Origin of the sequence: Halomonas sp. GFAJ-1, from assembly GCF_000236625.2 — a bacterium.
Taxonomy (GTDB): Bacteria; Pseudomonadota; Gammaproteobacteria; order Pseudomonadales; family Halomonadaceae; genus Vreelandella.
The window spans coordinates 1-25,971 of sequence record NZ_AHBC01000017.1 but is presented as its reverse complement, the minus strand read 5'-3'; the positions used below and the strand labels follow the sequence as shown (position 1 = coordinate 25,971).

General features: G+C 54.4%; 23 protein-coding genes and 3 tRNA genes. 13 read left to right on the top strand and 13 right to left on the bottom strand.

The genetic code is table 11. The features are described from left to right. Positions 1-381: 381 nt before the first annotated feature. Positions 382-468 carry a hypothetical protein gene (locus MOY_RS17755; protein ID WP_443089279.1) on the top strand — a complete coding sequence of 29 codons (87 nt, stop codon included), beginning with the start codon at positions 382-384 and terminating at the stop codon, positions 466-468. 791 nt (positions 469-1,259) lie between these two features. On the opposite strand, the gene MOY_RS16835 is transcribed toward MOY_RS17755, so the two are convergent. The 4 genes from MOY_RS16835 to MOY_RS04375 all read right to left on the bottom strand — a co-directional run bounded on the left by MOY_RS16835 (position 1,260) and on the right by MOY_RS04375 (position 5,641). Beyond that, positions 1,260-1,424 (bottom strand): metallothionein, encoded by a 165-nt coding sequence (locus MOY_RS16835; RefSeq protein WP_009096938.1) that lies wholly within the window; start codon positions 1,422-1,424, stop codon positions 1,260-1,262. Positions 1,425-1,516: 92 nt separating this feature from the next. Continuing rightward, positions 1,517-3,193: an alpha/beta hydrolase gene (locus MOY_RS04385; RefSeq protein WP_009096937.1), complete on the bottom strand. Its 1,677-nt coding sequence runs from the start codon at positions 3,191-3,193 to the stop codon at positions 1,517-1,519. Positions 3,194-3,259: 66 nt separating this feature from the next. After that, positions 3,260-4,057 (bottom strand): MipA/OmpV family protein, encoded by a 798-nt coding sequence (locus MOY_RS04380; protein WP_035540060.1) that lies wholly within the window; start codon positions 4,055-4,057, stop codon positions 3,260-3,262. 306 nt (positions 4,058-4,363) lie between these two features. Then, positions 4,364-5,641: a M20/M25/M40 family metallo-hydrolase gene (locus MOY_RS04375; protein ID WP_009096933.1), complete on the bottom strand. Its 1,278-nt coding sequence runs from the start codon at positions 5,639-5,641 to the stop codon at positions 4,364-4,366. 185 nt (positions 5,642-5,826) lie between these two features. On the opposite strand from MOY_RS04375, the gene MOY_RS04370 reads away from it, so the two are divergent. Continuing rightward, positions 5,827-7,050, top strand: coding sequence for a YbfB/YjiJ family MFS transporter (locus tag MOY_RS04370; RefSeq protein ID WP_009096931.1), 1,224 nt, complete (start codon positions 5,827-5,829; stop codon positions 7,048-7,050). An 89-nt stretch (positions 7,051-7,139) separates the two neighbouring features. Further along, on the top strand, positions 7,140-8,603 hold the full coding sequence (locus tag MOY_RS04365; protein ID WP_009096929.1) for a sodium-dependent transporter: 1,464 nt from the start codon (positions 7,140-7,142) through the stop codon (positions 8,601-8,603). A gap of 4 nt (positions 8,604-8,607) precedes the next feature. Here MOY_RS04365 and MOY_RS04360 read toward each other — a convergent pair whose 3' ends face one another. From MOY_RS04360 to MOY_RS04350, 3 genes are read right to left on the bottom strand one after another with little or no spacing between them, the layout of a single operon-like run. Continuing rightward, a complete protein-coding gene (locus MOY_RS04360; protein WP_009096926.1) occupies positions 8,608-9,717 on the bottom strand; it encodes an LBF_2804 family protein in 1,110 nt (369 codons plus the stop codon). Positions 9,718-9,758: 41 nt separating this feature from the next. Further along, positions 9,759-11,057, bottom strand: coding sequence for a Y-family DNA polymerase (locus MOY_RS04355; RefSeq protein WP_009096925.1), 1,299 nt, complete (start codon positions 11,055-11,057; stop codon positions 9,759-9,761). After that, the gene (locus MOY_RS04350; RefSeq protein WP_009096922.1) at positions 11,054-11,497 is read right to left on the bottom strand and encodes a LexA family protein; all 444 of its coding nucleotides are present in this window, start codon (positions 11,495-11,497) and stop codon (positions 11,054-11,056) included. Before MOY_RS04350 ends, MOY_RS04355 begins: the two co-directional genes overlap by 4 nt. A 346-nt stretch (positions 11,498-11,843) precedes the next feature. Between MOY_RS04350 and MOY_RS04340 the strand changes: the two genes are divergently transcribed. Further along, positions 11,844-12,755, top strand: coding sequence for an alpha/beta fold hydrolase (locus MOY_RS04340; protein ID WP_009096918.1), 912 nt, complete (start codon positions 11,844-11,846; stop codon positions 12,753-12,755). A gap of 10 nt (positions 12,756-12,765) precedes the next feature. Then, positions 12,766-13,818 carry a patatin-like phospholipase family protein gene (locus tag MOY_RS04335; protein WP_009096916.1) on the top strand — a complete coding sequence of 351 codons (1,053 nt, stop codon included), beginning with the start codon at positions 12,766-12,768 and terminating at the stop codon, positions 13,816-13,818. A 1-nt stretch (position 13,819) separates the two neighbouring features. Here MOY_RS04335 and MOY_RS04330 read toward each other — a convergent pair whose 3' ends face one another. After that, complete coding sequence (locus tag MOY_RS04330; RefSeq protein ID WP_009096915.1) at positions 13,820-14,383, bottom strand: Smr/MutS family protein; 564 nt, start codon at positions 14,381-14,383, stop codon at positions 13,820-13,822. A 209-nt stretch (positions 14,384-14,592) separates the two neighbouring features. On the opposite strand from MOY_RS04330, the gene prmB reads away from it, so the two are divergent. From prmB to phaC, 5 genes are all read left to right on the top strand, one after another. Beyond that, positions 14,593-15,552 (top strand): 50S ribosomal protein L3 N(5)-glutamine methyltransferase, encoded by a 960-nt coding sequence (gene prmB / locus MOY_RS04325; protein ID WP_009096913.1) that lies wholly within the window; start codon positions 14,593-14,595, stop codon positions 15,550-15,552. A 13-nt stretch (positions 15,553-15,565) separates the two neighbouring features. Next, a complete protein-coding gene (aroC, locus tag MOY_RS04320) occupies positions 15,566-16,651 on the top strand; it encodes a chorismate synthase (protein ID WP_009096911.1) in 1,086 nt (361 codons plus the stop codon). A gap of 66 nt (positions 16,652-16,717) precedes the next feature. Beyond that, on the top strand, positions 16,718-17,110 hold the full coding sequence (locus MOY_RS04315; RefSeq protein ID WP_009096909.1) for a hypothetical protein: 393 nt from the start codon (positions 16,718-16,720) through the stop codon (positions 17,108-17,110). 164 nt (positions 17,111-17,274) lie between these two features. Continuing rightward, positions 17,275-17,685 carry a phasin family protein gene (locus MOY_RS04310; protein ID WP_009096907.1) on the top strand — a complete coding sequence of 137 codons (411 nt, stop codon included), beginning with the start codon at positions 17,275-17,277 and terminating at the stop codon, positions 17,683-17,685. Positions 17,686-17,784: 99 nt separating this feature from the next. Continuing rightward, on the top strand, positions 17,785-19,635 hold the full coding sequence (gene phaC / locus MOY_RS04305) for a class I poly(R)-hydroxyalkanoic acid synthase (RefSeq protein WP_009096905.1): 1,851 nt from the start codon (positions 17,785-17,787) through the stop codon (positions 19,633-19,635). Positions 19,636-19,739: 104 nt separating this feature from the next. On the opposite strand, the gene lnt is transcribed toward phaC, so the two are convergent. The 5 genes from lnt to miaB form a co-directional block, all read right to left on the bottom strand. Then, the gene (lnt, locus tag MOY_RS04300; RefSeq protein WP_009096903.1) at positions 19,740-21,197 is read right to left on the bottom strand and encodes an apolipoprotein N-acyltransferase; all 1,458 of its coding nucleotides are present in this window, start codon (positions 21,195-21,197) and stop codon (positions 19,740-19,742) included. A gap of 36 nt (positions 21,198-21,233) precedes the next feature. Further along, positions 21,234-22,118 (bottom strand): HlyC/CorC family transporter, encoded by an 885-nt coding sequence (locus MOY_RS04295; protein WP_009096901.1) that lies wholly within the window; start codon positions 22,116-22,118, stop codon positions 21,234-21,236. A 60-nt stretch (positions 22,119-22,178) separates the two neighbouring features. Then, positions 22,179-22,649 (bottom strand): rRNA maturation RNase YbeY, encoded by a 471-nt coding sequence (gene ybeY, locus MOY_RS04290; protein WP_009096899.1) that lies wholly within the window; start codon positions 22,647-22,649, stop codon positions 22,179-22,181. Further along, positions 22,649-23,725: a PhoH family protein gene (locus MOY_RS04285; RefSeq protein WP_009096897.1), complete on the bottom strand. Its 1,077-nt coding sequence runs from the start codon at positions 23,723-23,725 to the stop codon at positions 22,649-22,651. The genes ybeY and MOY_RS04285 overlap by 1 nt, the downstream gene beginning before the upstream one ends. Positions 23,726-23,810: 85 nt before the next feature. Continuing rightward, a complete protein-coding gene (gene miaB / locus MOY_RS04280; protein ID WP_009096895.1) occupies positions 23,811-25,154 on the bottom strand; it encodes a tRNA (N6-isopentenyl adenosine(37)-C2)-methylthiotransferase MiaB in 1,344 nt (447 codons plus the stop codon). Between the two features lie 184 nt (positions 25,155-25,338). On the opposite strand from miaB, the gene MOY_RS04275 reads away from it, so the two are divergent. The 3 genes from MOY_RS04275 to MOY_RS04265 all read left to right on the top strand — a co-directional run bounded on the left by MOY_RS04275 (position 25,339) and on the right by MOY_RS04265 (position 25,673). Beyond that, positions 25,339-25,414, top strand: a tRNA-Asn gene (locus MOY_RS04275). Between the two features lie 67 nt (positions 25,415-25,481). Then, positions 25,482-25,557, top strand: a tRNA-Asn gene (locus tag MOY_RS04270). 40 nt (positions 25,558-25,597) lie between these two features. Then, positions 25,598-25,673, top strand: a tRNA-Asn gene (locus tag MOY_RS04265). Positions 25,674-25,971 lie beyond the last annotated feature (298 nt).

Here is a 25,971-nt window from a genome sequence, read left to right as displayed (position 1 = left end):
CTCCATTCTCAAATCTGCGTGTGCGCCAGGTCATGGATGTATGGATGGATGATGACGACCGATCTTTTTTAAAAGGTCGAATTGGCCAATGCAACCCAGGAGCCAGGTAACGGCTACTTAATCTGTTTTGATACTTATACGCTGTCATATAAGTCACTGTGCACCTTCGCGAAAGCTAGAACGGAAGCTTACTGACAGGAGTGCGTTGAGGCGCTGGTGCAAGCCACATTAATTTACCGCTGAACCATTATTCCAAGCGCCACGTTTGCATGAACTGGCCTTGGCTCCTATCTTAGTTATAAGGAACCTAGCATTGTCGAGCAACATGATGGCGATGTTTTAGTTGTTATCTCAATATGAGCTAACTAATGGAGAAATGAAATGTTGAAATTTTTGGCGAGTACAGTAGGTATAATTTTCATGATTGGCCTACTAGTGGTCATTGGTCTTTTAATGCTTATTTTTTGAAAAAGCTACAGCTTACCATTCTTGTAGGCTTTGCCTTTCTAAGGAGGGGTAAAGCCTTTTGGTGAGTATTACATTAAAAATGGTGCCGGTTAGTGCTTGATGATGGGCCTTTGATCCTGTAACCATTTTTCGAACATGTCGGGCAAAAGCGGCTTAGCTATAAGGTACCCCTGGCGGTTTTCGTCGGTGAGTGATATGGCTGCGATCGGCAAACCGAAAAGCTGGCTAGCCATTCGCGTAATCCGATCAAAACCTTCACTTGGCGAGGTATCCAGCAAGTTTAGCTGGCGGAGCGCGAACAGGCGGTTCTGTTCATGAGCATTCATTAATCTAGCGGTACTCAAAAGGGGGATTGGCTCTTGAATAACAAAGATACCACTCCTTAAAAAAATACATTATTGAATATAGTGAGCTTTCGGGGGCTATTTTTAGGTTAATCAGAGGAGTCGCTGAAGGATAAGTATGAATGTTAATGCGCTGTTTAGCTTACTGGGTGTTAACTAATTAAAGCTATCGAGCGCATAACGTTTTATATATCAAGACGCTTCAGGTTTATATGCCCCTAGCAACGGGTTAGCTGGGGGCGCTGTATCCTAATGGTGTTTGCTCTAAAACGGCAGTCCGCCGCTGAAGCCAATGCCTGCGACAGCGATTACAACAATGATAACGACGATTACGGTAGTGGAGGGCATGCTCTCTTCCTTTGAGAATGGGGGTCTATTTAGCCTAGCTGGCATCTCTCTTTTTCGCACGCTGGAAGACGGTGGAATAAGCCGCTGGGCGACCAGACGTCAGTTAGCTGACTCACCACATTGGCAATCGTGACCACAGTCGCCAGAACCATCGGCGTGGCCGGTCGCGCAAGATTGACAGCAGTAACGCTGCCCATCTTTTTCGATAGAGTGGTTATCGACGGAGCATTTGCACTTGGGGCATGCGCACTTCTGTTGAGACATATGCTGCTGTGACATAGTGGATCTCCTGTGTTTGCACCTTCAGTGTAGGTCGACTCCCCAATGTTATGTAATTGCGTAAATGAGGCTTTGTATTAGTGATGGGCTCGCGCTTCACGGGCTTGAATAAAATAGTCACGCAGGCGAGTGAGTTGCTGCTCATCCCAATCGGGTGGTTCGGAAAGTGCCGCCCAAGCATCAATGTAGTGTTCAGCCGCTATTTCATGACCATAGCCAGTTGGGGCGCTGCCGGTGGTTAAATCAGCCAGCAGCTGCAACATGGTAACCACCGGATACCAGCGCAGCTGGGGAGAAACATCCGGGCCGCGTGGGGCGCGCAGCCACTCCGGTTCACGCCAGAAAGCTTCCGGCTCAAAAAACGTAATGGGGTCGCTGGCATATTGCAGATAGGCGATGCGGAAATCCCCCCATTCAGCCGGCGCAGTTTGAAGCCCTTGGGTTTGATTCATAAAGCGGACGACCGAACCTCCGCGAAAGGTGGGCAGCCATGCAGGGCTACCTGGGTCGCGGTCAGCAGTCACTGAGCGCCAGGTGTCGCTTCGAAAGGGAGGGCCGCTCCATAGGGCGCCGTGGAAAGGGTCGTCAATAATGTCGTAGAGGTCGAAAGAGAGGTCAGAGTTAAGGGCGCCTAAGCTAAGGCCGGTTAAATACAGTTTTGGGCGTTCATCGCTAGGCAGTGACGTCCAGTAGTCGTATACCGTGGTGAACAGTGCGCGGGCGTTTTCAACACCGTATTCGGCTTCGGAAATGAGCGCTAGATGGCTGGGTAGGTAGGAGTACTGGGCTGCTATCGTGGCAATATCGCCTCGGTGCAGGTACTCCACGGTATCTTGGGCAGCAGGGTCTATCCAGCCTCGCCCAGTGGGGGTCGCGATAATCAAAACGGAACGCTCAAATCCGCCTATACGGATGAGTTCTTCAAGGGCTAGCTCGGCCCGTTCAGCGGCGGTATCTGCGGCGTTGAGTCCCACATAAACCCGTACGGGGTCAAGGGCGGCTTCGCCTAGGAATTCACTGATTTGCCCGCCGTCCGGGCCTTGAGTAACAAAACGCCGCCCACGGCTGCCTAGTGCCTCCCAGCTAATTAATGATTCAGCACTACCAGGCTTGTTTGGCGCTTGGGGAGGTGATAACTCATCCTGCATCAGCTCATCTACCTGCTGATAAGAACGGTCAGCTACCTTGAGCGCATAGGAAAAAATTACCCCCTCAATCACTGACCAAAATAGCGCCACGGCAGCGATGATGCCAATTACTTGTGCCGTACGACGCGGCAGTATGTGCGCCAGCTTATGGGAAAGCAGCCGAAAAGTGCGTTTGAAAAGCAGCGCAATTAACAGTAAAAAAATGAACACAGTCGCAGCGATCAGTGCTACTGATAGTGGCCGCGTGCCGGGAGTTGGCTCCATTTCCATTAGTAGCCGAATGCTGTTTTGCCACTCGGCAGCTTGCCAAAGAAAGATACTTGAGACGGCGAGGCAAAGCAGGGCGGCCAGCCATTTTAGGTAGCGCTCTACTTTCGAGCTGGGTTCGGGTAAGTGTAGGTAGTGCCATAGGAAGCGGCTTGTTACGCCTAGCGCATAGCCTGCCGTAAAGCTAAGCCCAGAAACAATGCCTTGAGCTACTAGTGGGCGCGGTATTAGGCTGGGGGTTAAAGAAAACGCAAAGAACAGCGTGGCAACGATTAACCCTACCCCTGAAAAATGGCTGCAACGTTCTATCATCCAGTGTCGTGTGGCGTTGTTCTCCATACGTGCCCATTGCTCTTTGTAAATGTTGGTGACTTCAGCCCTGGTGTTTAACACTTGCCTAGCTTATTAGAAGCGATAGCTTAACGAAATACCGCCTAAGGCTTGCCACTCGCTGCCCAGCTCATCAACTATTGGGCTATCTGCGGCGCTGCCGGTTAGATAGGTAGTGCCTATGAAGCTTGTGGCTGTCCATTCGGGTGTTAAGGCGTAGCTAAGACTTGCATTAACGCCCATGCGCCAGTAACCGCTATCGGGTGTGTAGGATGCGACCCCGCTACGGGCACTGTCTTGTGCCGAAACGCCAAATAATGAGTCGGTCCACTTTTCGTTGGAGTAAGTTACGCTGGGCGATAAGGTAAAAAACGTACGCTGATCCACGGGCATGCGTAGAGCGGCTCTTGCGGAAAACTTAGCGCCCTCCACGTCGCCGCTAATAGGCGTACTGCCTGCAACACTGTAGCGCCATGGCCCCTGCTGATAACTTACACGAAGTCCCAGGGTGGCGCCGCCATCGACCTTTTCAAACTGGCTGATGTCGCCTTTATTATCGCGCCCGAAGGTGTAACCGATGAACGGGGAGGCCGTCCAGTTGCCTTGGCGAACGGCATGCCACTCAATGCCATCACGTACGTTGATTGAAAGCAGATCGCCGTAAGCCAGGTTAAGCACCGGTAGGACACGCGTATCGTAATCATCGCTACCCAAATAGTCCGGCGCATAGGTGGCGCCCGCGCCGAGGCTGCCTTGCCAGCTGTTACCCCAAGTGGGTGCGCTTAGGGTGATGCCAAAAGCCGCTACCAATAGCGGGGCTGCGCGTTTATGGGTGGCGCGGCGTAAGGTTGAACAGCAGGCTGTGGTTGGCATGAAAAAGTCCTTTTTATTTGGCAAACGTGCTTGATTGTATGTTTCGATACAAAGCTGTCGCAAGCTTTCTTTATCGCATAGCACAAAGTGACAGAAGACTTTTTTGCATTTCATATCCCAGGTTAGATAACTCAACCGCTATAGGGCGCACTCTGTGTACATAGCGCAGGGATAGCGTTACAAGGAAGTGCAGGCAGGGATCGCTTGTGGATCACATGGAAGCATGAACAGGATGTTCGTGAAGAAAGATTAGGGAGGACCTGATGAAGCCCCGGCCAGCAATGGCCGGGGCTTTTTTTATGCCGTTTAGGCGGGGTTTGCTTCTGGGTCTTTTGGCTCTTCGTCGCCCTTGGGCTTGGCGCTACCCTGATGGTCAAGCGGGCTAGCCTGATCAAGCCGCGGGTGATTGTCGAGAAACTCTCGTTGAAGGTCAGGCAGCTTATCTAATGCTTGAATAGTGTGGGTGATTGCATGGATAGCGGCCATCACATCCTGGGTGTTGCCGGTTTCTGAAATAGTGTGCATGTTGCGGATAGGGAAGCCAATCGAGGTGGCTGCGCTGTCGATGGACGCTAACACGCCCGCCATGCCGTCAGTACCAGTATCCACGCCGACGATATCCCGCTGCAGGGGAATATCCTGCTCTTTGGCGGCGCTGGCAATAATGCGGTTGAGCTGTTCGCTGGCAATCGAACCCACCGACATCGTGAAGCCTTTGCCCATCTCCAGCGGCTGCATACGCTTGTCGCCAATACCGGGGGCGGCCACGTAGTCGTGATTCACATCCACGCCAATCAGCGCATCAGGTTTTAGCTCACCGGCCATAACGCGGCTGCCAAAACGGCCAATCTCTTCGTAGCTGGCAATGGCAAACAGCACGCGTACCTTTTCGGTACCGCCTGCTTCGGCAATCAAGCGCGCCACTTCTGCGGTTACAAAACAGCCTAAGCCATTATCCAAATAGGCGCCGTAGAAGGTGTTAGGGCTAAAGCCAGGGCGGATTGGACGGTCAAAAATAATTGAATCGCCTGGGCGAACACCCAAGTTCAGCACCTGTTGTTTCTTGTTTTCGCCGTGGATCTGCAGATCGAGGTAGATTTGCTCTTTCTTAATACCCTTGCTGCCATCGCGCTGTGCCGGGTCAGAGAAGTGAATCGCGCCCAGTGCTTCCACGGTGCCCCCTTGGATAATGCGGTAGCTGCCGGGGGCTTCGGGGTCTTCGCTGAACAGCTTAACTTCATGGCCGATCAGCACCGTGGGTAGAAAGGAGTCCGTATTAATCCAGATTTTGCCATCGTCGCCGATGGAACGTACCTGCATGCGGATTTTATCCGCGTGGCCGATGATCATTAGTGTGAACATATCATCACGGCCAGGGTGCGTATCCAGCACCACGCCAGCGTTGCCCTTAAATTGATGCAGGTGCCAGTCGCTAGGCGCAAAGCTCTCAAAATGGGGCTTGAGTACGCCGTAGGTCATGGCGCCTTCCAGGCCTACCGGGCTTGGAGCGGCAAGGATATCGCGCATCAGTTTGAACTGTGCGTCGGGCATTGGCTGTGTCCAGGGGGTGGCGCTATTGCTCATGTAAGCACTCTCCGTTAAGTAGTGGTCATCATGCCTAGTCTGCCAGATTCTTGGTTTAGATGCGCTGATCGGCATGCCACGTTTGAGCGATGGTGTCGTCGACGTTTCCGCGTATTATTGATTCATTAAAAATGAATATAAAACCATGCTGATAAAAACAACGGTCTCTTGACGAGGATGTCTCCATGACCATCGCAAGTCTTCAGTCGCAGCGCTTTAAAGTGCTGTTGGCCGGTGTCTTTAGCCAAATTCTGTGCATCGGCGTTGCCCGCTTTGCCTACACACCTCTACTCCCGGTGATGCAGCAGCAGAGCTGGATCGGCGATGCCGATGGCGGCTGGTTAGCGGCGTTAAACTATGCGGGCTATATGCTGGGGGCGGTGTTGGCGGCCTCTATTCGCAGTATTTACCTTAAAGACACGCTGTTTCGTATTGGCCTCGTGCTCGCCGTGCTGACCACGGCGGGGATGGCGCTGACTGAGCACTTCTGGCTATGGGCGGGGCTGCGTTTTCTGGCAGGGCTTTCCAGCAGCGGCTCAATGTTGTTAGCGTCAGGGTTGATTCTGCACTGGTTGATCCAGCACCAGCAGCGGGGCGAGCTGGGTATTCACTTTGCTGGGGTGGGCATTGGTATTGTTGTGGCGGCGTTAGCGGTTGAGCTGATGCTGGGGCTGTCTTTGAATTGGCAGGCGCAGTGGTGGGGCTTCAGTGCCCTGGGTGCAGCGCTGCTAGTGCCCGCGTGGCGCTGGTTGCCTCGCCCAGTGAAACCAGTGTCTGGGGCAGGCACGGCTCCTCAAGCGCCTGCTAAACCGCCCTCTCGCACGTTTATGCGCCTGATGCTGCCTGCCTACTTCTGTGCTGGCTACGGTTATGTGATTAGCGCCACGTTTATTGTCACTATTGTCGAACGTGAGCCGCTGCTGGCTGGGGCGGGTAACTGGACCTTCGCCTTAGTGGGACTGGCGGCTGCGCCCGCGGTGATGCTGTGGGATTTGGTGGCCCGGCGCATTGGTTATCTAGGGGCGCTAAGCGTGGCAATGTGGATACAAGTGGTGGGCATTGTGCTGCCCGCTATCACTTCAAGCCTGGCTGGGGTGCTATTTAGCGCGGTGCTTTATGGCGGCACTTTCTTAGGCTGCGTTAGTTTAGTGCTCACTATGGCGGGCAGGCTCTATCCCTCTAGCCCCGCTAAGTTAATGGGGCAAATGACGCTGGCCTACGGCGCGGCGCAAATTTTCGCCCCTGCGCTGACCGGTATGCTAGCGGAGGCCTCGGGGAATTACCGCTTGGGATTATGGCTGGCAGGGGGCTTTGTTGCCGTAGGGGCGCTGTTCTTGATGTGGTTAAGAAAGGTTGATCAAACTGCCCAACGGCTAGATGTGGAAGCCAAAGCGCTCAAGGTGGCCTAGCCGGTATGTGCTCAGCGGCAACAGAGGCTTGGGCTTTGGGTAAGAAATCCTCTAGGATAGTCGCCTTTTTTTCAATAGGGTGGAAGGACATGGCGTCTACTGGGCAACCTCGCATTCAGTGGCTAGGCCGCTGGGGCTTTATGTTGGCAGCCACCGGCTCGGCGGTGGGGCTTGGCAATATTTGGAAATTTCCTTATATCACCGGGGAGTATGGCGGCGGCGCCTTTGTGCTGGTTTATTTAGCGTGCATCCTGGCTGTTGGCGTGCCGGTAATGATGACCGAGATCTCCTTTGGTCGTCGTGGTCGTGGTAGCCCTATTGACGCGATTCGGCGCGTGGTGAATGAGTCGGGTCGCTCCTCTGCTTGGTCGCTGATTGGCTGGATGGCCATGTTGTGCGGCTTTATGATCTTGTCGTTCTATGTCGTCGTGGCAGGGTGGTCGTTCTCATATCTGTGGAAAATGCTAACCGGCGGCTTGAGCGGCGGTAGTGTCGATGAGATGGCTGCCGTATTTGGTGCCAACAATGCTAACCCGCTCATCCTGGGGGGCTGGAGCACCCTAGTAGCGCTGCTCACTATGTTGATCGTAGGAAAAGGCGTGCAAGAAGGCATCGAAAAGAGCGTTAGCTGGATGATGCCTGGTCTTGTGTTAATGCTGGTGCTACTCATTGTGTTTGGGGTGTTTTCCGGTGGTTTTGGCGATGCGGTGCGCTTTCTGTTCTCATTCAATACGGGCAGCCTCTCCAGCGAGGGGATGCTGGCGGCGCTGGGCCACGCGTTTTTCACCCTTTCATTGGCTTCTGGTGCCATTCTTACCTACGGCAGTTACTTGCCCAAAGGCGCCTCTATTGGCCGAACTACGGTGAGCGTTGCGTTAGCAGATACCGCGGTGGCGCTAATGGCGGGATTAGCCATTTTTCCGGTTATTTTTGCCAATGGCATGAACCCCGGTGAAGGTCCTGGGCTGATTTTTATGAGTCTGCCGCTGGCCTTCCAGGCGATGCCGCTGGGCACGCTGTTTGGCATTCTGTTTTTCTTAATGCTCTCTATGGCTGCGCTAACCTCTTCCATTTCCATGGTGGAGGCCACGGTGTCCTGGCTGTGTGATAACAAAGGCATGAGCCGTAAGTCGGCGTCCTGGGCGACGGGCATTGTGCTGTGGTTGATCAGCACATTGGCCATGCTGTCGTTTAATGTGGGTGCTGACTGGACCCTGGCCGGTAGAACGTTCTTTGATTGGCTGGATTACTTAACATCGCGTTGGATGATGCCATTGGGTGGCTTAGGCATGGTGCTGCTGGCGGGCTTTGTGCTGAAAAGTGAGACCTTCCGCGATGAGCTGGGCCTAGCACCACTGCCCTACGCAATATGGCTTACCATGGTGCGCTACGTAAGCCCGTTGGGCATTTTAGTGATTTTTGTGGATGCCTTGGGCATTTACCACGTGTCGTTTACTGCCCACTGGCCGTGGCTGCTGGCTATTTTGGTGGTAGTGGCTGCCCTGGGGGAAACGTTAAGCCCGCGTTTGCGTCACGCGTTAAAACCCGCCTAAGACGTTAGAGCTTTTGACCAGATAGTAAGCGCCGCTGAAGGGAGGCCACTTTCTCCTTTTGCAGCGGCGTTTGGCAGGTGGCAAAGACGTCGTTTAAGAAGCGTTTGCGTGAACCGCGATAGCTGCCGCTAAGCAGAGTCGCTTGGGTAAGCGTATCAAGAAGCGTTTGGCGGTTGGGGTCGGTCAGCTGCGCATAGTCGTGTAGTGCGGTTGGCCAATCAACCTCAAGGGCGGTGGGCTTATCCGGTAGGCTATCCAGCAAGCGAGCCAATAACAGGACTAAGTTGGGATGCGGGTGCTGGTTACGCATCATGAGCTCTCCCACGCCTTGGGCGACTAAATAGCGCGTATGCGCATCGCTGTTCGCCAGTGTTTCCATGATGTGCTGAACCAGTTCAGGGCCACGGGCCTGTAAGTAGGCTTCTTGCGTAATGCGCGCAGCAATCCAGGCGTTCCATACTGCGTATAGCGGCCCGGTGAGCACGGGTAGAAAACCGCGCAGCGTGAGGCGGCCAAGCAAGCGACGCAACACTAAACGCAGAATAAAACTGCTTAAGCTAATTTTTAAGCGATACAGCAAGGCTTTAAAAGTGAGCTTCCAGCCATGTAGGTAGGCGTGGGGATCAACGCCATAGATTAAGCTGCCTGGGCTTGGATACTCCAATGCAACCCGTGAAACGCCATGAACCGTCAACTGTATTTCAGGGGATAATGGCTCGCCTTGGCCGTAGCGCAGGCCTGCCAAACGGCTAATTTTTGACACGCCGCGCAGCGCATTCCAGTATAAAAAGCCAATTTCTAACACGGTAATAAAGCCCGCAAAGACCATATACCCGGCCCAGTAGGGAAGCTGCTCTTTGAGGCTCATGGCTTCCCAGTCATCGGCGGCAAAGACCCGCATCCACCACTCGGCACCGCCAATCAGTGAGCCGGAGATAATACCTGCCATGGCGGCCCAAACAATAATCCAGCGCCTTGCCTGCTTTAGTGTTTGGGGGTTGGGGGCGTCAAACGCAGGGTGGTGGCGAAAATAGTGCTTGATATAGCGGCTCGCCCAACGCTGAGGTAGGTCGGGGTCGGGGGCATACTCTGTATCGGGACGGGTAAGTGACATAAAGGCAAGATTTTCCACGCATTGAACGTCTAGCGTAGCGGTTACGGGCGAGAAGTAAACGCTTGTATAGCGCCAGGGTGTGTGCCGGCCTCCATTAACTCATCCCACCGCGTCGTATAACGCCGTGAGCGATGCGCACAGCGTAGCTGCCATGGTGCTTGGGCATCCGTCATGCCAAAACGTATCGTGCCTTGGCCCATGCGCTGATTAATGGCATCTACCGTCCCCATCAAATGTGGGTGCGTCTGTAACGTTGGCTGGAGTAACGACAGCTGATGCGCCTGGGCATCGACTAAGTCCAGCAACATGACACCCGCTTTTATAAAGTGATGCCCAGGGCGGTATATCTGCATTAGCCCTTCACGTACGGCCTGGAGAATAAGCCGCGTATCGTCGCTGGGGATAGGCAACGAGATCATCGCCCTGGGGTAATACTGCGGCTGGTCTTTGCGGTGACGGTTGGTACTTAAAAAGAGCATTACAGCGCGGGCCAAGCTATGTTGTTGGCGCAGTTTTTCGGCGCTACGCTGGGCGTGGCGCCGCAGTGCTGCGTGTAGCTCTGCTTGATCGCCGGTTGCCTTGCCAAAAGAGCGGGAGGTCATAATCCGCTGGCGTGGCTGCTCCACGGCGTTCATTTCCAGGCAGGGTGTGCCGCGCAGCTCTAACGCCGTGCGAGCCAGCACCACGGAAAAGCGCTTGCGCAGCGCCTTGGTATCACTCTCCCGCAGCTCCCACGCTGTACGTATGCCGTAAATGGCGAGCCGCTCGGCCAGCCGCCTGCCTACGCCCCATACAGCGCTGACCGGCAGCTGTTTAAGTAGCGCCTTGGTGGTGTAGCTATGTGCGTTAAGCAAGCAGACGCCCTGGTAGTGTGGCTGTTTTTTAGCCACATGGTTGGCGAGCTTTGCCAGTGTATGGGTGGGGGCAAGCCCTACGCATACCGGTAGCCCAAGATGGCGGCGAATGCGTCGGCGTAGCGCTTCACCTATGGCTTGGCACTGCGGCTCGCTCAATCCGTCTAAATAGATAAACATTTCATCAATGGAGTAAGGCGCCATGTCTGGGCAGGCGTCCTCCAGCAGCTGGGCAAGCCGCGCTGACATATCGCCGTATAGCTCGTAATTGGATGACAATAGATAAATCTCACCCTGGCGCCGTAACCCTTCCAACTGGAAAGATGGAGTGCCCATAGGTATCTCCATCGCCTTCATTTCAGCCGAGCGGGCAATAACACAGCCATCGTTATTGGACATCACACCCACGGCTTTGCCTTCAAGCGATGGGGCAAATATCCGCTCACAGCTGACATAAAAGTTGTTGGCATCGACGAGGCCGATCATGGCAAATACTCATGAACCACCGCACGTACCACCCCCCATAGTTGGCACTCTGTGCCCTTTAAAGGCAGCGGTGGGTAGTGGGGATGGGACGAGCAGAGGTGTGGTGTACCGCCATGCAGCGCGTAGCGCTTAATCAGTACTTCTTCGTTAAACATGGCCACCAGTATATGGCCAAGGCGCGGCTGCACGCTGCGATCCACTACCAGCAGATCGCCGTCGAAAATACCCCAGCCCTCCATGCTGTCGCCTCTGGCGGTAAGGTAAAACGTCTGGGTAGGGTTTTTGATTAGCCGAACGTTGAGATCCAGCGTGCGCTGTTCATAATCCTGGGCGGGGGAAGGAAAGCCGCTAAAACCGGCGCGACCATGTAACGGAGGAAAGGGCAGCGGCTGAGACGTTAACGGCTGGGCTGTCGCAACAGTAGTGGGTTGAGACGGCATCGTCAGCATCCTCATGAATAAGTAGTGTGTTTATATACAGTTGTTGTAGGCAGTATTTATTCATGAGTAAAAAAATGCAAGCGCCTAACTTAGCCAGCCAGGGTTAGCGGGCTAGCCAAAGGCCCACCACTAAGGCGCTGACGATGGTAATCAAGAACACTAAATTGCGGGCACGGGTGTCACGGCGGGGTTTCATAGCAAACTCCAAAGTAGTAGGGGCGTCAAAAGCGGCAGAAGCCTTGCGCTGAGCATGGTAACGTCTACGCCGAATAGCGTCATCTGACAAACTACACATCACCTTCTTACCCCCACAAAGACGTAGGGCTTTCGCTTAGAGATACTGTTTATGACTACCCCCACTTTTTCTTCGGCAACAGGCAGTGCCGCGCAGCCACTTTCGTTAGCCCATGGGCGGCTAGCAGCCCTGAGCTGGGGGCGTGCCAATGCGCCTACTTGGCTTGCCCTACATGGCTGGCTAGATAACGCGGCAAGCTTTACGCGCCTAGCGCCGCGCTTAGTGGAAGCGCTGGATATTCGTATTGTGGCTATCGATTTTCGTGGCCACGGCCACTCTGCGCATTCGCCAGCAGGTAGTGACTACGCGCTGTGGGACTATAGCCACGATGTGCTAGATGTTATGGATGCCCTAAATATTGAGCAGGCTGTACTGCTTGCTCACTCCATGGGGGCGGCGGTGGCCTGTTTACTCGCCTCAGCGCTACCCGAGCGGGTTGAACGGTTGGTCTTGCTGGATGGGCTAGGCGCACTAAATACTGAAGCCGAAGAGACGGCCAGTCAGTTGCGTAAAGGGTTGTTGGCCTATCGCCGCCCGCTTTCCCGCGCGCCCCGCTATCCTGATATTGAGAGCGCAGTTGCCGCACGAGTAGCCGGTGGGGTAACCCCGCTAGACACGATGACCGCCACTCCGCTGGTCGAGCGTAACACCCAGGCGACGTCAGACGGGCATGTGCAGATGCGCACCGATTCTCGCCTGCTAAAGCCTTCGCTGGTGCGCTTTACCCCCCAGCAAGTATTGGCATTACTGGCGGAGATACAAGCGCCGGTGCTATTGATAGAAGGAGCGCGCGGTATTTTAGGCGAGCGTGCCTGGGCGGAAAAGGCCCGCCAAGCGGTGCCTCATTTAACCCGCCAGGTACTTGCGGGTGGCCACCACTTACACCTTGAACCTAAAGCCGTTGATCAAGTAGCCAGTGTGGTGGTCCAACACTGTCATAAAGAAACGACGGGGCAGCCGTAGGACGAACGACATGAATAAACTAACGCACGTCGCGGGTAGTCAAGTGAGTGCTAGCAGCGCCAACGGTATTGAGCGTACCGGCAATAAAGTGGCACTGGTGTTGGGTAGCGGTGGCGCCAGGGGCTATGCCCATATAGGTGTTATTGAAGCGCTTGAGGCGCGAGGCTTTGAAATAATTTCTATTGCTGGATGCTCCATGGGCGCCCTTATTGGCGGTGTTTACGCATCAGGGAAGCTGCCCGAGTACCGGGAGTGGGTGTGTAACCTGGATTACCTGGATGTGCTGAAGCTCGTCGATGTCACCTGGAGCCCGATGGGGGCCATGCGAGCAAATAAAGTGATGAGCAAGTTGGAATCCCTGGTAGGCGATACGCTGATCGAAGATCTGCCGATACCTGTCACCACCGTAGCGACCGATTTAGTGCGCCAGCGCGAAGTGTGGTTTCAGAATGGCCCGCTGTTAAGAGCGATTCGAGCCTCTATCGCGGTGCCGGGCGTTATTACGCCGGTACATATCGGTGCCCAAGTGTTGGTGGATGGCGGCTTACTGAACCCGCTGCCGATGATGCCGATTCTCGCTGCTCACGAAGCGGACTTTGTGGTGGCCGTCAACGTCACCGCCCACAGCCCCCAACCAATCTCATTAGAAGAGTTGTTACCGGGTGAAGAGGACAGCGACACCCGCACTGCCTTAGAGCGCGACCGGGATGCCAATATTGGTGGGTGGATGGACGATGTGCGTGCCACCACGCGGCGGCTATGGGATGGACTAAGCATCAACAACGGCGAAGAGAGCGACGTCGATGAAACGGTTGATCTGCGTGGTAGGCGCGAGTGGGGCAAACTGGATATGATTTTAGAGTCGTTTGATATTACGCAAGCGGCGCTGGCAAAGTATAAAATTGCGGGTTACCCGCCGGATGTGCTGATCGAAATTCCCAAGACGGTTTGCAGTACCTATGAGTTCCACCGCGCCAACGACTTGATTCGCCTGGGGCGCCACTTGGCGAATCAAGCGTTGGAGCGCAGGATGCCCGGCATTGCCTCAGACGCAATGCAGTAAGCTACTGGCCACGTTTACGCAGCAGAATATAGACGGCCCCGGTGCCACCATCGACATCGGTGGCGGAGCAAAAAGCCAGCACGCTGGGCCATTCACGCAGCCACGTATTGGTATGGCTTTTGAGGACTGGAAAGTCCGAGGTTGACCCCCAGGCCTTGCCGTGAACCACCAACACGCAGCGCAGCCCCTGGGCGGAAGAGTCCCTTAGAAAACTTTCAAGCTCAATGCGGGCCTCTTCCAGGGTATAGCCGTGCAGGTCTAACCCTGCTTGCCAAACGGTTTGACCACGCTTTAGCTGGCTAAAGGTGCGCCAGGGGAGGTCGGGGACGCTGAACTCTAAATACTCCGAAGGCCGAACGGCTTCCACCCGGCCATCGGAGGTGCGGCCACTGGTTTGGGTGGTACTGCTTTCTACTGCCGCCCGCCGCCGAGCTTCTTGAGCATCGCTATTACGCTTAGGCTTGCCGAGGTCGGCTTGATTAGAGGCAATACGGCGCACGCCTGCCGCTTGCAGCGCTTGGCGAAAGGCACTGATATCGTCGTCGTTGGGCAGGTGTCGCGTCATGGGCAGCTCAAATAGCAAAAATTAACGGTTAATGAAGTAGCATAAGCGAGAAGCGCACAGCAAAGCGAGACAGTATAGCGAGCCTGACGTGACTGTGAACCGCCACGTTGAGAACTACCTCGCTATAAACAGACTGTGAAGCATCTAGCTGTGAACCGGATAGCGTCAAAGGTACAATCCTTCTACGAACTTTTACGCCAGGAGCCGCTGTGACTACGCATCTCAATGATGAGACCTCCCACTCAACGCTTTTGTTGCCAGACTCAACGCTGCTGAGCGATCTTTTGACACTGCGCGACTATCTGCGCTGGGTGTCCAGCGAATTCTATTTGGCAGGCTTGCACTATGGTCATGGCACCGAGTCTCCCTGGGATGAGGCGGTAGCGCTCTGTTTAGGTGCGCTGCATCTGCCCTGGAATGTCGACCCCGCGGTGCTGGACGCACGGCTTTTACCGATTGAGCGCGAGCGCATTATTCGCCTAGCACAAGAGCGGGTGACTACTCGTCGCCCCTTGCCCTACCTGCTGGGGGAGGCTTTTTTCGCGGGCTACCCCTTCAGCGTGGACGAGCGGGTACTTATTCCTCGCTCGCCCATCGGCGAACTAATTGAGGATGGCTTTGCCGCCTGGTTCCCGGAAGAGCCGCCTGCTCGCGTGCTGGATTTATGTACTGGCTCTGGCTGCATTGGTATAGCCACCGCGCTAGTATTTCCCACCTGTGAAGTTGCCCTGGCGGATATTAGCCAAGATGCCCTTGCCGTTGCCCGGCAAAACATTACTCGCCACGACGTGGGAGACCGAGTCCGCGCGGTGGAATCGGACGTGTTTGACGGATTGGAAGGCCAGCGTTTTGACCTGATTGTCTCTAACCCGCCCTATGTGGATGCTCGTGACTTGGCCACCATGCCCGCTGAGTTTCGGCATGAACCGTCGCTAGCGTTAGGGGCGGGTAGCGATGGTTTGGATATTGTGCGGCGCATTCTGCGTGAAGCGCGGCCGCATTTAACTAATGAGGGCTGGCTGATTGTCGAAGTTGGTAACTCTGACCGCCATGTAGAGGCTGCCTTTCCTGAGGTACCCTTTATTTGGCTTGACTTCGAGCGTGGCGGCCAGGGCGTGTTTGCCTTGAGCGCCGCTGAACTCGACGCCCATGCGGCGTCTTTTGCGTGAGGAATTAACGCCCATGTCTGGCAATACGTTTGGCAAACTATTTACTGTCACTACCTTTGGCGAGAGCCACGGCCCCGCATTGGGAGCCATTGTCGACGGCTGTCCTCCTGGCATCCCAATCAGCGAAGAGGATTTGCAGGGGGATTTAGACCGCCGCCGCCCCGGCAGTTCTCGCCACACTACCCAGCGCAAAGAGCCTGACCAAGTGCGGATTCTTTCGGGCGTATTTGAAGGTAAAACCACCGGGACGTCGATTGGCCTGTTAATTGAGAACACCGATCAGCGCTCCAAAGACTACTCTAAGATAAAAGACCAGTTCCGGCCTGCCCACGCCGACTACACCTATCACCATAAGTACGGCCACCGAGACTATCGAGGTGGCGGCCGTTCCAGCGCGCGGGAAACCGCGATGCGCGTAGCGGCTGGTGCCATCGCTAAAAAAGTGTTGGCGGCGCAAGGTGTTCAGGTTCGTGGCTATATGAGCCAGTTGGGCCCCATCAAAATCGACTTTAAAACCTGGGATGCGGTAGGAGAAAACGCCTTCTTCTGCCCCGACCCAGATAAAGTTACCGAACTTGAAAGCTATATGGATCAGCTGCGTCGGGATCAAGACTCCGTGGGCGCAGAAATTACTGTCATTGCCGACGGCGTCCCGGTCGGACTAGGTGAGCCGGTGTTTGACCGGCTGGATGCTGATCTCGCCCACGGCTTAATGAGTATTAATGCGGTGAAAGGCATTGAGATTGGTGCAGGTTTTGGCTCGGTAGCCCAGCGCGGCAGCGAGCACCGCGATGAAATGACACCGGAAGGCTTTCTTTCCAACCACGCGGGCGGCGTGCTGGGCGGAATTTCCAGTGGCCAGCCAATTGTTGCCCGTCTGGCGCTCAAGCCAACGTCAAGCATTACGACGCCGGGGCGCTCTATTGATGTACACGGCCAGCCGGTAGAGGTTATTACCAAAGGGCGCCACGACCCATGTGTGGGTATTCGGGCAACGCCGATTGCCGAGGCGATGATGGCGGTCACGCTGCTTGACCACTGGTTACGCCACCGTGGCCAAAATGCTGACGTTAGCGTTGATACGCCGCGTTTAAACTAGCGATAACCTCCCGGTTGAGTCGTTGGTTCACTGCTACACTCAAGTGAGACGGTTAAGGAGTCGCCTATGAAAATTAACGTTGAGTTTGACCTGACGCCGGATGAGTTTCGGCAATCCTTGGGGTTGCCCGATGTTGAGGCGTTTCAGCAAAGCATGCTGGAAAATATTCAGCGGCAAATGGAGTCGGGCGTAGAAGGGTACGACCCGATGAGCTTAATGCGTCCCTATCTGCAGCAGCCGATGATGCAGCAGGGGCTTTCACAGGGGCTCGCTAACTTCGGCACCTATCAGCAAATGATGCTGGATATGCTGCGCCAAGCCGGTTCTGCCAGCAGTGATGGCGGTAGCGACACAAGCCATAATGAAAGCAGTCAAGAAGACGCCAGCAAAAGTACCACGAGCGAGAGAAGCAGCAAGGCAAAAGCCACTGCCTCCTCCCGCTCTCGGGCAAAAGGGTAGGCGGGCACGGGCGCTATCTTAAAAATGTTGCAAAGCACCGTGTTAACTAAGTGCTATGTTGCAAAGCACCATGCCAACGATTACTCTTTTTGCAGTGCAGCAATGCGCCGTGTGATGAGCCTCTCCAGGCTCATGCCAAGGAACGAGAGACAGGAGCAAATACAATGCAAGATAAAATGATGGACGCCTTCAACACTCAGACCCGCCAGATGTTTGAGCCGATGCGTAAGATGAATTCGCTGATGCTCAACAACATGGAGAAGCTGACGCAGTACCAGTTAGAAGCCATGAAGCGTTACAGCCAAATGGGAACTGAGCGCATTCGCAGTGCCACCGAGATTAAAGACGCAGAAAGTCTGCGCGATTTTGGCACTAAACAAGCCGAAATGATGAACGAACTATCTCAACAAATGCAGGAAGATGCTCGTGTGATGGGCGAAATGAGCCTGCAGTTTAAATCCGAAATGGAAAAGCTGTTCAGCGAGGCTGGGCAGAAAATGAGCGAGCAGGCAACGTCCGCTGTGAAAGGCGAACAGCCCGCGAAAGCCTCCAGCCAGTCTTCACGCAAAAACTAAAATAGCACTGTCAGCGGCGCCTCTAGGGGCGCCGTGTTGTTTCTGAATGATATTGCCTGGGCGTGGGCCACGCCACATGCAGGGTAGGGGAGAGCGAGTATGCAGTCAGGGTGGAAATTGCCGTCTAAAGCAATGTCTCAAGAAGAGATGGAGACATGGAAGGCGCAGATTAGTGAGATCGGCGAACAGTACCGAGGTCTCTTTGAAGACTTACTAACGCGAATGGCACCCAGTGAAGCCGCAGACTCCGTTCATAGCGACATGCGCGAGAGCTTTGAAGCCGCCGCGAAGTCGCTAATGAGCGACCCTAACTTGCTGTGGCAAACGCAGTCACGGTTAGTACAAGACCAGTGGTTGCTCTGGCAACAGGGTATTCGCGCGATGGCTGGCGAGCAGGTGACGCCATTGGTAACGCCGGCAAAAGGCGATCGTCGCTTTAAAGATGAAGCCTGGACACAAGAACCCTACTACTTATCGATTATGCAGCAGTACCTGCTGTTTTCGCAGATGGTAGAAGAGCTGATTGATGGGCTGGATACGCTAGACCCTATCCATAAGCGTAACCTGGCTTTTTATGCGCGTCAGCTGGTCAACGCCATGGCGCCCACCAACTTTGTTTCTACCAACCCTGAAGTGATGCGCTGTACGCTGGAAACCCGGGGACAAAATCTTGTCGACGGTCTTACCCGCCTACGTGAAGATTTAGCCAACTCTGCGGAAGGCATTAACGTACGCATGACCGATCGCAGCGCCTTTGGCGTAGGCGACAATATTGCTGTCACGCCCGGTGCTGTCGTGTATGAGAATGAACTGATTCAGTTAATTCAATACACGCCTACGACGGAAAAAACCTTTAAGACACCGCTGTTAATCGTGCCACCGTGGATCAATAAATATTACATATTGGATCTGCGGGAAGATAACTCGTTAGTCAAATGGATGGTAGATCAGGGGCATACCGTCTTCCTGATTTCCTGGCGTAACCCTGGCCCAGAGCAGCGCGACATCACCTGGGCTGATTACATGCAAATGGGCCCCATCAGCGCGATGGAAGCCATTGAGCAGGCCTGTGGCGAGAAGTCGGTCAATCTGTTGAGCTACTGTGTGGGTGGGACGTTAACCGCCTCGACTGTGGCCTACCTAACGAGTACGCGGCGCGCGCGCAAAGTGAAGTCCGTTACCTATATGGCAACGCTGCAAGATTTCCGCGACCCCGGAGATATAGGCGTATTCCTTAACGAGCGCGTGGTGGAAGGGATTGAGAATACGCTAGAAATGAAGGGGTATTTAGATGGCCGCTCGATGGCCTACACCTTTAATTTATTGCGTGAGAATGATCTGTTCTGGTCGTTCTATATCAATAATTATCTGAAAGGTGAAATTCCTGCAGCGTTTGATTTACTGTATTGGAATACCGATGGTACCAACCTGCCAGCAGGTACACACGCGTGGTACCTGCGCCATATGTACCTGGAAAACCGCTTGGTAGAGCCAGGTGGTATTGAGTTAGACGAGGTGAAGATTGACCTGCGTAAAGTATCGGCACCGTGCTACTTTGTGTCGACTAAAGAAGATCATATCGCCAAATGGAATAGTACCTATTACGGTGCGCTGTTGCCCAAAGGGCCGGTAACGTTTGTCTTGGGCGGCTCTGGCCATATCGCAGGCATTGTGAACCCGCCCCATAAAAATAAGTACGGCTACTGGACCAACGATGCGTTGCCAGAAACCCATGAGGCATGGCAAGAGGGGGCGACGTTTAATGAAGGCTCTTGGTGGCCACACTGGCAGGCGTGGGTCACTAAGAACGGCTATGCGGACGCTGACCCGAAAAAGATGGTGCCCGTTCGCCAGCCCGGAGAGGGCGAGCTAAAGGTGATTGAACCTGCGCCAGGCCGCTACGTAAAAATGACGATTCCCGAGGTGTTGGGCGAAACGCCTAACGCTTGATTCTCTCGTTATTTTTACACAATGAGCTGAGTTAATAGCCCTAAAAAAGCCCCTGCCACCCTTTGGGTGGCAGGGGCTTTTGGGTGCTTGCTAGGCGACTAGAGCTAACGACGGCGGGGTAGCCCAGGTAACAGTAGCAATCCAGCTAATAACCACGTGGGCCAACTACCCATGCGAGTGAACGGCGTTAGCCCCTCCATGGCGTAGAACTCGCCGGTTAAGTAGGTGGTTTCAAACTGTGGCGCTCGATCCACCAGCTCACCTCTTGGATCAATAATCGCGGTAATACCATTACTGGTGGCGCGCACTACATAGCGGCCGTTTTCCAGCGCGCGCAGGCGGGCCATTTGCAGGTGCTGGTGAGGCCCGATGGAGGCGCCAAACCACGTATCGTTAGACACTGTGACAATCACCTCGCTATCAGCTGCACGCCGTGCAACAAGCTGCGGATAGATAATTTCATAGCAAATAGCGTTGCCTATGCTTACGCCCGCAGCCTGCATAGGAGCTTGTCCAGAGGCGCCCTTAGTAAAGCTCGACATCGGGAGGTCAAAAAAGTTAATAGCGCCGCGCAATACACTTTCTAACGGAAGATACTCACCAAACGGTACTAGGTGCTCTTTTTGATAACTGCCTTCTACATTGCCTACCCCGATGACGCTGTTGAAGTAACGACTCTGTTCATCTAACTGAACAATGCCTGTCATTAATGCGGCGCCGGGGGGCAAATTGGCCTGCACCCGCTCAAGTACAGGCTGGGCCTGATGCTCCATCATGGGTAGCGCGGTTTCGGGCCACAGGATGAGGTCTACGTTATCGGCGACCTCACGGGTTAGATTGCTATAGGTATTGGCGGCCACCCGCTGGCCTTCTGGCGTCCACTTTAAAAGCTGTGGCAGGTTGCCTTGCAGCAGCGCAACGCGAGTAGGCTCATCAACCGGTGTGGTCCAGAGCGTGGGGAGCGCCAACGGCGCCAGCCAAATAACGGCGATCGGCGCTAACGCCCACCACTGGCGACGCAATAGCTCTGCCCCTAAGGTTCCCGTGAGCACGACGAATAGCGAAAGCAGGTAAACGCCGCCGATGGGTGCCCAGCTGGCAAGGGGAGAATCGACATAGCTTGAACCAACCAGCAGCCAAGGAAAGCCGGTAAAGAGGTAGGTGCGCAGTACTTCCCCTAACACCCAGGCGCCCGCGAAGGTTAACAATGCCCAGCGGGGGCCAAAAAAGCGTCGATAGAGCCAGAAGGTACCGGCAAAAAACAGGGCTAAAACGGCCACAAATAGCGCGGTAAGAAACACCGCCAAGGGCATGCCGGTATAGCCATAGTCATGAATAGAGACATACACCCAAGAAGTGCCGCTGGCAAACAGCGCTACGCCATATAGCCAGCCTTTTAGCGCCGCTTGGGCCGGGGTTAAGGTGTGCATGCCAGTGTATAAAAGGGCAATCGCAACGGGCCCTAGCCACCACAGTTCAAACGGTGAGGCGGTGAGCGTGGTAAAGCCGCCCGCCACCAGGGCGGCCAGCAGCTGAAGCGCAAACGTGGGCGTCAACCCCATGGTGATATCCTATCGAAAAGTAATCTGAATAGATGGTTAGTCGTCGCCCGCGTCGTCACTGTCGGTGTTTTGATCGGGATACGCTTCAAGTAAGCGGATTCGCCGGTTGTCAGCATTCAGGATGACAAAGCGCCAGCCGCCGAAGCAGGTATGCTCGCCACGCCCCGGCAAGTGACCAAACTGCTGCATCACCAAGCCGCCAACGGTGTCAAACTCGTCATCGGAAAACTTGGTGCCGAACCGTTCGTTGAAGTCTTCAATGGGGGTTAAAGCGCGAATCGCGAAGTGGCCGTTATCCAGCGTGCGGATATCGTCCTCTTCGTCGGTATCGTGTTCATCTTCGATATCCCCGACAATCTGCTCCAGAATGTCCTCAATGGTGATAATGCCCGCAGTGCCGCCGTACTCGTCCACCACTATCGCCATGTGGTTGTGGGTGTCGCGGAACTCCTTAAGCAGGCTGTTTAAGCGCTTGGACTCCGGAATAAACATGGCCGGACGTAGCACATCTTCCAGCTTAAAAGCATCACGGCTCTCTTGGGTCTGCGAGAGCAGGGGAAGCAAATCTTTAACCAGTAGAATACCTTTAACATCATCAAGGTTCTCACCGATCACCGGATAGCGAGAGTGGCCAGTTTCCTGAATGAGGGGCAGGTAGCCATCGCTGGTTTGATCAAGCGTAATCGCCGACACCTGGGAGCGTGGAATTAATATTTCCCGCACCTGCTGGTCGCTAATCTCAAGTGCGCCTTCAATAATCATGATGGCGTCTTGGTCAAGCTTCAGCTTTCCTGCAGTGTGGCGTAAAAACGTCATCAGCTCATCCCGTGAGCTGGGTTCGTCATTGTCACCGGAAAGGGCGCCAAAGAGTTTCTCGAGCCAGGATTTTTGATTGGGGTTGCTCGATCGGTCTTCGCTCATTGCGTCTCATCTCTCAGTTACGGGCAGATACGTTAGGTGTAACAAGTGACGTGTGGGCAGTCACAGACAGTTACTCAGGTAAGGATCAGGAATATCCAGCGAGGCGAGAAGCTCACGCTCGATCTGCTCCATCTCCTCTGCCTCTTGCTCGTCAATATGATCGTAGCCCATTAAATGCAGGGTGCCGTGGATGACCATATGGGCGTAATGATGCGTCAGCGACTTGTGCTGCTCGCTTGCCTCCTGAGCGACGATATCGTGACAAATAATTAGATCGCCCAGCAGCGGTAGTGTCATGCCTGGTGGGTTCTCAAAAGGGAAGGAGAGCACATTGGTGGGCTTATCCTTACCCCGATAGTCGCGGTTCAGCGCTTGGCTTTCAGCGTTGCCGACCAAGCGAATGGTCAGCTCTAAGCGCTCGTCATCCGGATGGCGTGAAAACACACAGCCCACCCAAAGGGTGAGCTGTTCAAGAGTGGGTAGCTGCGGCTCATTAATAGCTACCTGGCGATCAATCGCAATATCGCTCATTACGGTGCGTTTCCTGAGCGTTCAAGCGCGTGTAGGCGGGCTTCGCGCTCCTGTTGGCGAGTCTCACGGCGGGCGCGCTGTTCCACTTCCTGCTGAGATTCAAACTCATCGTAGGCCTCGATGATGCGCTGAACCAGCGGATGACGCACAACATCTTTGGCCGCAAAGTGGGTCACGCCGATTCCCGGCGTTTCTTTAAGCACGTCCAGTACCTGAGACAGCCCAGAGCGCTGCCCGCGTGGCAGGTCTACCTGGGTGATGTCACCAGTAATCACCGCTGTCGAGCCAAAGCCAATCCGCGTGAGGAACATTTTCATCTGTTCCGGCGTGGTGTTTTGGCTCTCATCCAAGATGATGTAAGAGTTATTCAGCGTGCGTCCGCGCATATAAGCCAGCGGGGCGATTTCAATCACCTGGCGCTCAATCAGCTTGGCGACCTGCTCAAAACCGATCATCTCGTACAGCGCATCGTAAAGCGGGCGCAGGTAAGGGTCGATCTTCTGGGCGAGATCCCCCGGCAAAAAGCCTAGCTTTTCTCCCGCTTCTACCGCAGGGCGCACCAGTAGAATACGGCGAACTTCCTGCTGGTTGAGTGCTTCCACGGCAGCGGCTACGGCTAGGTAGGTTTTACCGGTACCGGCAGGCCCAATGCCAAAGTTGATATCGTGCTCACGGATGCTTTGCACGTAGCGCTGCTGGTTCAACCCACGGGGCTTGATCATGGTGCGCGGCGTTCGCATCACCACGTCATCACCACCGCCATCGCCATCCACTTCTTCTTCTAGCGCTTCCAGGCCAGACTCTTGGAGAAATAAGTGCACCGTGTCGGCTTCAAGTTCACTAGCCGCCGTTTCACGGTAGAGATGTTCCAGCACGTTAGCAGCCGCTTTAATACGGTTCGCAGCACCGGCCAACTGAAAAATATTGCCCCGGTTGCGCAGTGTCACGTCCAGGCGGCTCTCAATCAGTTTTAGGTGCTCGTCCTGTTGGCCGCATAGGCTGGCAAGCCGCTGCGGGTCATTGGGTTCAAGGCTTAGGGTGATAATGCGATTGGCCTGAGGTGATGGCTGGCTCAAGAGTAAGAAACCCGTTAGTTGATGTGTGTGAGCTTCAGCTTACTGCCCCGGCGGTGCCGGGGCAATTACCTAGGATAGCGAATAATTAATAACGCTCGTCAGAAGCAAGCTCACCACGCAGTGAATTGGGCAGTGCTTCGGTGATTTCCACGTCCACAAAGTAGCCAATAAGCTCCGTAGGGTTGGCCGCGCGAAAGTTAACCACGCGGTTATTTTCGGTACGGCCCGAGAGTTGGCCAGGGTCTCTTGGTGAGAAGCCGGAGACCAATACTCGCTGAGTAGTGCCGACCATGCGGCGGCTGATCTGAGCAGTCTGCTGCAGAATTCGTTCCTGCAAAATGGCGAGTCGCTGCTTTTTAACGCTTTCTGGCGTTTCATCCGGCAGGCCAGAAGCGGGCGTACCTGGGCGCGCTGAGTAAACAAAGCTGAAGGAGTGGTCAAAGCCAATGCGATGAATCAGATCCATCGTTGCTTCGAAATCCTCTTCGGTCTCGCCAGGGAAGCCAATAATAAAGTCAGAGGAGAAACTAATATCCGGGCGATTAGCGCGGATGCGCTCCATTTTCTCAATGTACTCTTCGGCGGTGTGGCCCCGCTTCATAGCACTCAAGATGCGGTCAGAGCCAGACTGCACGGGAAGGTGCAGGTGGCTGACCAGCTCTGGAATATCGGCAAAGGCGTCGACCAAGCTGTCGGTGAACTCCACTGGGTGCGAAGTTGTAAAGCGGATACGGTCGATGCCATCGACGGCGGCGACACAGGCGATCAGCTCGGCAAGGTCAATCTCATCGCCATCCTCGTTATCGCCGCGGTAGGCGTTAACGTTTTGGCCCAACAGGTTGACCTCTCGCACGCCTTGGTCGGCTAAGTGAATCACCTCGTCCATCACGGCCTCGAAGGGGCGAGAGACCTCTTCACCGCGGGTGTAGGGCACTACACAGAAGGTGCAGTATTTCGAGCAGCCTTCCATGATCGAAACAAATGCCGTCGCGCCGTCGGATGTTGGCTGAGGCAGGTGATCAAATTTTTCGATTTCAGGGAAGGTAACGTCCACTGCAGCAATTTGGTTATTGTTGCGGGCGTCCAGCATCTTGGGCACGCGGTGTAGCGTTTGTGGGCCGAATATCATGTCCACAAAGGGGGCCCGCTTACGCAGCGCTTCACCTTCTTGGCTAGCCACGCAGCCGCCTACGCCAATCACTAGGTCTGGGTTGGCGTCTTTAAGCTTTTTCCAGCGACCCAGTTGGTGGTAGACCTTATCTTGAGCCTTTTCGCGAATCGAGCAGGTGTTCAGCAGAATCACGTCTGCTTCTTTCTCGTTATCGGTCAATTCCAGCTGATGAGATTCGCCGAGCATATCCGCCATACGGGAGGAGTCGTACTCGTTCATTTGGCAGCCGTGCGTTTTGATAAAAAGCTTCTTCGCCATCGGTACCTGTCGTCTATGGGTCGTCGGGGGGACGAGGGATGAATGAAAACTCATGAGCAGCTAATGGCTGCCGTAGAATGGAGGGCATTATACGGGCACAAGAAACCAGGGGCTAGCGTTCACCAGGAAACGATACTTGACCTAAGCGTTTCAATCAGTATACTACGCACCGTGTTTGAGCAGTTCCTCGATAGCTCAGTTGGTAGAGCAAATGACTGTTAATCATTGGGTCGCAGGTTCGAGTCCTGCTCGAGGAGCCAACATTCTGAAGTAAGTCGTTTGTAACTTCAGTGGCCTCACTCTCAACACATCAGCAATATGTAATGTTCCTCGATAGCTCAGTTGGTAGAGCAAATGACTGTTAATCATTGGGTCGCAGGTTCGAGTCCTGCTCGAGGAGCCAAATTGCTGTTCTGCTATAATTACCATGTACGGTAAAACATTCCCCGATAGCTCAGTTGGTAGAGCAAATGACTGTTAATCATTGGGTCGCAGGTTCGAGTCCTGCTCGGGGAGCCAATAAGCATCTTACACTCTTTTTTATACCCTTTTGCTTTAAGACTGCCTGTTTTTGACACCGTTATTATTGATAAGCCATAACACCCGTTGCGATTAGCATCTTGGGTGACTTTTTGTGCCTTACCGTTGACTATTTTAGCAAAAATCCGCGTAAACCCTCGCCCGATTGAGGGCGGGGATACAAGCGGGCAGCGCGCTAGCGCTGCAGGGGTTGTAGTTTCGTATTTATCTGGCACTATACATTCATACAGTCAACGAGTTGAAGCCGTTGTGTTAACAGCCACCAAAGTACGCATCT

Excerpts from the sequence above, each read along its gene's own strand:
- MOY_RS04330 (WP_009096915.1), bottom strand. The coding sequence starts at position 14,383 with ATGACGCGACACCTGCCCAACGACGACGATATCAGTGCCTTTCGCCAA.
- MOY_RS04310 (WP_009096907.1), top strand. The coding sequence starts at position 17,275 with ATGCAAGATAAAATGATGGACGCCTTCAACACTCAGACCCGCCAGATG.
- MOY_RS04335 (WP_009096916.1), top strand. The coding sequence starts at position 12,766 with ATGAATAAACTAACGCACGTCGCGGGTAGTCAAGTGAGTGCTAGCAGC.
- lnt (WP_009096903.1), bottom strand. The coding sequence starts at position 21,197 with ATGGGGTTGACGCCCACGTTTGCGCTTCAGCTGCTGGCCGCCCTGGTG.
- MOY_RS17755 (WP_443089279.1), top strand. The coding sequence starts at position 382 with ATGTTGAAATTTTTGGCGAGTACAGTAGGTATAATTTTCATGATTGGC.
- phaC (WP_009096905.1), top strand. The coding sequence starts at position 17,785 with ATGCAGTCAGGGTGGAAATTGCCGTCTAAAGCAATGTCTCAAGAAGAG.
- miaB (WP_009096895.1), bottom strand. The coding sequence starts at position 25,154 with ATGGCGAAGAAGCTTTTTATCAAAACGCACGGCTGCCAAATGAACGAG.
- MOY_RS04295 (WP_009096901.1), bottom strand. The coding sequence starts at position 22,118 with ATGAGCGAAGACCGATCGAGCAACCCCAATCAAAAATCCTGGCTCGAG.
- MOY_RS04385 (WP_009096937.1), bottom strand. The coding sequence starts at position 3,193 with ATGGAGAACAACGCCACACGACACTGGATGATAGAACGTTGCAGCCAT.
- MOY_RS04360 (WP_009096926.1), bottom strand. The coding sequence starts at position 9,717 with ATGTCACTTACCCGTCCCGATACAGAGTATGCCCCCGACCCCGACCTA.
- MOY_RS04350 (WP_009096922.1), bottom strand. The coding sequence starts at position 11,497 with ATGCCGTCTCAACCCACTACTGTTGCGACAGCCCAGCCGTTAACGTCT.
- MOY_RS04380 (WP_035540060.1), bottom strand. The coding sequence starts at position 4,057 with ATGCCAACCACAGCCTGCTGTTCAACCTTACGCCGCGCCACCCATAAA.
- MOY_RS04315 (WP_009096909.1), top strand. The coding sequence starts at position 16,718 with ATGAAAATTAACGTTGAGTTTGACCTGACGCCGGATGAGTTTCGGCAA.
- MOY_RS04365 (WP_009096929.1), top strand. The coding sequence starts at position 7,140 with ATGGCGTCTACTGGGCAACCTCGCATTCAGTGGCTAGGCCGCTGGGGC.
- ybeY (WP_009096899.1), bottom strand. The coding sequence starts at position 22,649 with ATGAGCGATATTGCGATTGATCGCCAGGTAGCTATTAATGAGCCGCAG.
- MOY_RS16835 (WP_009096938.1), bottom strand. The coding sequence starts at position 1,424 with ATGTCTCAACAGAAGTGCGCATGCCCCAAGTGCAAATGCTCCGTCGAT.
- MOY_RS04370 (WP_009096931.1), top strand. The coding sequence starts at position 5,827 with ATGACCATCGCAAGTCTTCAGTCGCAGCGCTTTAAAGTGCTGTTGGCC.
- MOY_RS04355 (WP_009096925.1), bottom strand. The coding sequence starts at position 11,057 with ATGATCGGCCTCGTCGATGCCAACAACTTTTATGTCAGCTGTGAGCGG.
- aroC (WP_009096911.1), top strand. The coding sequence starts at position 15,566 with ATGTCTGGCAATACGTTTGGCAAACTATTTACTGTCACTACCTTTGGC.
- MOY_RS04375 (WP_009096933.1), bottom strand. The coding sequence starts at position 5,641 with ATGAGCAATAGCGCCACCCCCTGGACACAGCCAATGCCCGACGCACAG.
- MOY_RS04340 (WP_009096918.1), top strand. The coding sequence starts at position 11,844 with ATGACTACCCCCACTTTTTCTTCGGCAACAGGCAGTGCCGCGCAGCCA.